Below are 4,881 nucleotides of genomic sequence, written 5' to 3' on the forward strand. Positions count from 1 at the left end.
GACTGGCTGCATTCCTACGCCTAGATAGCCTCGGGCGATGCGTCCTTTGGCGACTAGTTGGGTGTCAGTACTAGTTAGTTGTGGGGAGAGGCGGACTGGCTGCATTCCTACGCCTAGATAGCCTCGGGCGATGCGTCCTTTGGCGACTAGTTGGGTGACGACTCGATCGATCGTTTCGGTGGGAATCGTTAATGCGGTACCGCGTTTCCCGGTTGTGTTCATGCCGACGATGTGTCCGGCGGCATCGACTAATGCACCGCCTGCAAAGCCTCTGTAGAGGGTCAAATCGGGGCGGATATAGCGATCGATCGTGCCGCCGCTCATACTCTGCCAGGAGTCGCCTAGCACGCTGACTGTGCCTAGTGACGCGCGGATGTCGCCTTCGGTGCTTCTAGCTAGTCCCAAAACTAGATGACCGACTTTTAAGGTTGTTGTATCGCCGACTGTGGCTACAGGTAGGCTATCGGCGTCTGTAAGTGTAAATACGGCAATATCTGTAGAAGGATCGCGACCCAACAGGACGATTGGGGTGGCTTTGCCGCTATCGGTAACGATCGTCAGATCGTCATGGCTTTTGAGAGATTCATCGGAAGTCACGACGATACCTTTGCGCCAGTGGATGCCGCTGGGAGAAAATCTCCGTCCGGTCTCGATCGCGACGATTGCCGTTCCGGCTGAAGCTACGGTATCGGCTAGACTATTAGATAATTCTAGTAATGAAGACATGTTCTTTGCTCCGCGTCTGGCTTGAATGTTTTCATTGTGCCGCGCGATCGAGTCTGACGGTACTAGAATGATGGGGGGAATTTTACCTAGTAAAATGGCTAGGATTGGTAAGGTATTGTTGTAATCTCGATCGAACTGGTTCCAGATATTTATGCACCAATTTTCATTTCAAAAACTACTCTTTGGTGACTCAATTTGGCACAGAGTCGGTCAGTCGTTATTATTTGTCTATGTCTGCTTTGCATTAATTATCTTTGTTCTAGCCGATAGCATGATTTTTTTGCCGCAGCCTGCTAGTTACAAAGATGCCAAGGATATTATCAAACTGCCGATCGCTAAAACAGATCGGATTTCAGCGACATATTTGCCCAATCCTCAAGCTAAATACACTTTACTTTACATTCACGGCAATGCCGAAGATCTGGGCTATGTTCGTCCGCAATTAGATCGTTTACATAGCTGGGGATTTAGCGTGTTTGCCTATGACTATCGCGGTTACGGTACCAGCAGCGGCAAACCTAGCGAAACTAATGCTTATGAAGATGCCAATGCTGCTTATACTTATCTAACCCAACAACTTAAAATTCCTGCCGATCGAATTATTGTCTACGGTCGCTCTGTTGGGGGTGGTTCGGCAACTGAATTAGCCTCTAAGAATACGGTTGCAGGCTTAATTTTGGAGAGTACATTTACATCTGCCTTTAGAGTTGTCGTTCCTTTTCCCTTGCTACCATTCGATAAGTTTAGCAATCTCGATAAGATCTCAAAAGTTCGTGCTCCCGTGTTAATAATGCACGGAAAATCTGATGAGGTAATTCCGTTCGACCACGGTCGATCTCTTTACGAAGCCGCGCCACAACCCAAGATGTCTTTATGGGTAGCAAATGCCGGACATAACAATTTTACTGATGTCGCAGGTACCCGCCATCAACAAGCTCTTTTATCTTTTCAACAACTGCTCGAAACACGAAAATAACAATCGATCTATCTAAATCAAGCCTGTTTGACTCAGCATCTTCTTCCAAAGTTGGATGAATTATTCATTTACATGGGTCTGTAGGGGCGGGTTTATGCTAGTTAATGTCGATTTTACAGTTGGATCTCAAACAAAACCCGCCCTCCCCTACCAGTATCGATCGAAAGATATCCGCTCGCCAACATTTAAATTGATTTCATTTATAGATCGATATTGCGTTCACAATCCATTTTCTAGATTATAAATTACCCGTTGCAAATACCAATCTTCTGGATATCCTGGATACTCTTCTTTTAGCCTGTCGATCAGTCGTTGGGCGATCGCCCAGTGTCCGCTGACTAAGATATACAAGCGTTGGCGCAGTGCTTCATTTTGCGAGCTAGAGGGAGTTGTATTTGGGCGTGGTGGTGTTTTGGGTGCGGAACGTTGGAGCTTTTGTAAATTCTTGAGCGTATCTTGATATTTAGTCAGATCTTGACGCTCTAAATAGATATTTGCAGCTAGTTGATAATCATCGATCGCGTGGGTTAATTCTTCGATTTTGATATATGTTTGCGCGCGATGTAGATAAGCTAAAGGTTCTTGAGGATCGATCGCGATCGCTTGGGTAAAATCGCCGATCGCCGTGGTATATTCGTGTAAATTGACCCGCGCATTTCCTCTCGCTAAATAGATAAATACATCGTTTGGTTCGATCGTTAAAGCGCGATTGAAATCTAAAATTGCGCCCTGATAATCGCCCATGCGATCGCGTAATTTGCCGCGTCCGCGATAAGCAACGTGGGAGTTAGGATCGAGTTTAATTGCTTGACTAAAGTCGGTCAAAGCCGCCGTGAGATCGCCTTTTTTGGTGTATAACGCACCGCGACAGGCATAAGCCCAGGCATCATTCGGGCTAGTTTGAATCGCCCAATTAGCATTATCGATCGCGCCTTGAAGATCGCCGCGTTCGCCTTGTTCTAACAGTTGGGCATAAAACTGCTCGGGCGTGGTTAACGGGGATCTAGGCGTCGGCTTTGGGACGATTGGAGCCGGATTTTGCTGGGGTTGTAATGATTGAGCTAGATCCAGACATCGCTGACTATTAACCGGATCTTTTTGAGTGAGATACAGATTGGCGGCGATCTTATAAGCGGAGATCGCTTCTGGATATTTGGCCAGCTTCTTGCATACTAACCCTTTGAGCTGATATGCTGGCGCGTAATCTCGACCGAATAGAATAGCTCGATCGATATCTTCCATCGCGCCTGGAAAATTCTTGAGCGTCAATCTGGCTAACGCGCGTGCGTAAGAACAATCGCGGTGTTGCGAATCAAGAGCTAATGCCTGTGTATAGTCAGAAATAGCCGTCAAAACCTCGCCGAGATCGAAATAGGCTAAACCGCGTCGATAGTAGAGTTCTGCCCATTCTGGCGCAGAAATTAGAGCCAGCTCGAAATCCGCAATCGCCCCACGGTAATCTCCTGCTTTTGCTTTGGCTAATCCTTGCTGATAATATTCTTGTGTCATATCGATTGGGGCTTGGGGATTTTAAATAAATCGCTGGTAATCGATCGAATGGTCTAGCTCTTGAATTTTAATCTAAAATTCGCAATCCACAATCCGCAATCCCCAATCCGCAATCGACTTTACTTCACTTCCCCATCGAAAAGACTCATCCACAATCGCTGCGTACCGAGCGTACCAGTGCAGAATAACAACTTAGTTAGTAACGAAATTGCCAACTCATTTAACTTATCGTCTTCCTGATAAACACTCACCTTCGCGCGGCGGGGATTCATCCTACTGCGAAAATGGGCGCGGAAGCGGTCTAAATATTCCGAAAGGCGGAAATTGTATTCAGGGGGGATTTGCTTGTCACTGAGCTGCTGCTCGGCTTGGAGGAGTTGACGAATGGGAACGGCAAGACGACTGGCTAATCTACAGGCAATCGCACTGAGAGCTTTGGCTTCTGTAATTGATAAGATTCGCCGCGTGTGCGCGCGCCGCATGGGATTGGTGGAGCGCATCCGCCATAGCACGATGCGATTTTTGATAATTTCGCTCAGGTTTAATTCTTTGGCAAGTTGTAACATTTGTTCCGAACTGCCAGACTCGATCGCTTCGATCGCGAGTAAAATCAAATCGAGTTCGACTTTGGTGCGGCGCGGACAAGCGTCCCCAACGATACCAGGGTGGGGTAAGCTTTCGATAATTCCCATGAGGGATTCGGACATGGGGCCATTGATCAGCGATGCAGTCATATTACAAGGATCGATCGACTAGTATAGATGCGGTAGAAATTATTAGAGATCTAGACTCAATTCCATGGCAAAATTGTTGCACTCGATCTTGAATTTTTGGTTTCGATCGTCAACATCAGCATACCCGAATTTTAGATATTAACCACATTACGGTAACTAGATCCGATCGAAACCCGATCTTCGGCTTTGTTGCTTGCCATTGTCTCACTTCGATTTTAGTTTAATTTACCCCTAAATCGTCTCTTCCCCAAGGTCGTCCGTTCCGAATCGCAATTGACAATTAACCCCTAACCATCGACGATCGATTCTTATTCACCCCTTCACTCATCCCGATCGGTATTATGGATCTAAAAGCTCTCATTCGTGACATTCCCGACTTTCCCAAACCTGGGATCTTATTTCGCGACATTACTACGCTCCTGCGCGATCCTGCCGGATTAAAATACTCGATCGATACCTTAGCCGCTAAAGTTGCAGATTTACACCCTGAGTACATCGTCGGGATGGAATCGCGGGGCTTTATTTTCGGTGCAGCACTAGCTTACAAATTAGGGATCGGTTTTATCCCCGTCCGCAAACCAGGGAAATTACCCGCCGACGTCCATTGTGTAGAATACGCACTGGAATATGGCACCGACAAATTAGAAATTCACCAAGATGCCGTAGCTCCTAGCTGTCGAATTTTAATCGTAGATGACTTAATTGCCACTGGTGGCACCGCCGCCGCTACAGCTAAGTTATTACAAGAAATTGGTGCTAATCTTGTCGGCTGCGCCTTTGTCATCGAATTAGACGCTCTTAATGGTCGCTCTTTACTGCCGGATGTACCGATTATCTCATTAGTTCATTATTAACTAGGCTTTAGGCTTTAGGCTTTAGGCTTTAGGCTTGTGGCTTTAGGCTTTAGGCTTGTGGCTTTAGGCTTTAGGCTTGTGG

The 4,881-nt window shown here is 46.6% G+C and carries 5 protein-coding genes; 2 read left to right on the forward strand and 3 right to left on the reverse strand.

Annotated elements, in window-relative coordinates; all coding sequences use genetic code 11:
• A partial coding sequence (locus C7B77_RS24045; RefSeq protein WP_245894367.1) for a S1C family serine protease occupies positions 1-726 on the reverse strand: 726 nt, incomplete at its 3' end.
• A 151-nt stretch (positions 727-877) separates the two neighbouring features.
• On the opposite strand from C7B77_RS24045, the gene C7B77_RS24050 reads away from it, so the two are divergent.
• The gene (locus C7B77_RS24050) at positions 878-1,702 is read left to right on the forward strand and encodes an alpha/beta hydrolase (protein ID WP_106310865.1); all 825 of its coding nucleotides are present in this window, start codon (positions 878-880) and stop codon (positions 1,700-1,702) included.
• Between the two features lie 219 nt (positions 1,703-1,921).
• On the opposite strand, the gene C7B77_RS24055 is transcribed toward C7B77_RS24050, so the two are convergent.
• Positions 1,922-3,211: a tetratricopeptide repeat protein gene (locus C7B77_RS24055; RefSeq protein WP_106310868.1), complete on the reverse strand. Its 1,290-nt coding sequence runs from the start codon at positions 3,209-3,211 to the stop codon at positions 1,922-1,924.
• 119 nt (positions 3,212-3,330) lie between these two features.
• Entirely contained in the window at positions 3,331-3,945 is a 615-nt protein-coding gene (locus C7B77_RS24060) for a DUF3038 domain-containing protein (RefSeq protein ID WP_106310871.1), read from the reverse strand.
• Between the two features lie 341 nt (positions 3,946-4,286).
• On the opposite strand from C7B77_RS24060, the gene C7B77_RS24065 reads away from it, so the two are divergent.
• The gene (locus C7B77_RS24065; RefSeq protein ID WP_106310874.1) at positions 4,287-4,799 is read left to right on the forward strand and encodes an adenine phosphoribosyltransferase; all 513 of its coding nucleotides are present in this window, start codon (positions 4,287-4,289) and stop codon (positions 4,797-4,799) included.
• Positions 4,800-4,881 lie beyond the last annotated feature (82 nt).

It is taken from the genome of Chamaesiphon polymorphus CCALA 037 (assembly GCF_003003845.1).
Lineage (GTDB): Bacteria > Cyanobacteriota > Cyanobacteriia > Cyanobacteriales > Chamaesiphonaceae > Chamaesiphon > Chamaesiphon polymorphus.

Bases quoted from the DNA above. Each gene is read 5' to 3' on its own strand.
- C7B77_RS24050 (WP_106310865.1), top strand. From the start codon at position 878: ATGCACCAATTTTCATTTCAAAAACTACTCTTTGGTGACTCAATTTGG.
- C7B77_RS24065 (WP_106310874.1), top strand. From the start codon at position 4,287: ATGGATCTAAAAGCTCTCATTCGTGACATTCCCGACTTTCCCAAACCT.
- C7B77_RS24055 (WP_106310868.1), bottom strand. From the start codon at position 3,211: ATGACACAAGAATATTATCAGCAAGGATTAGCCAAAGCAAAAGCAGGA.
- C7B77_RS24060 (WP_106310871.1), bottom strand. From the start codon at position 3,945: ATGACTGCATCGCTGATCAATGGCCCCATGTCCGAATCCCTCATGGGA.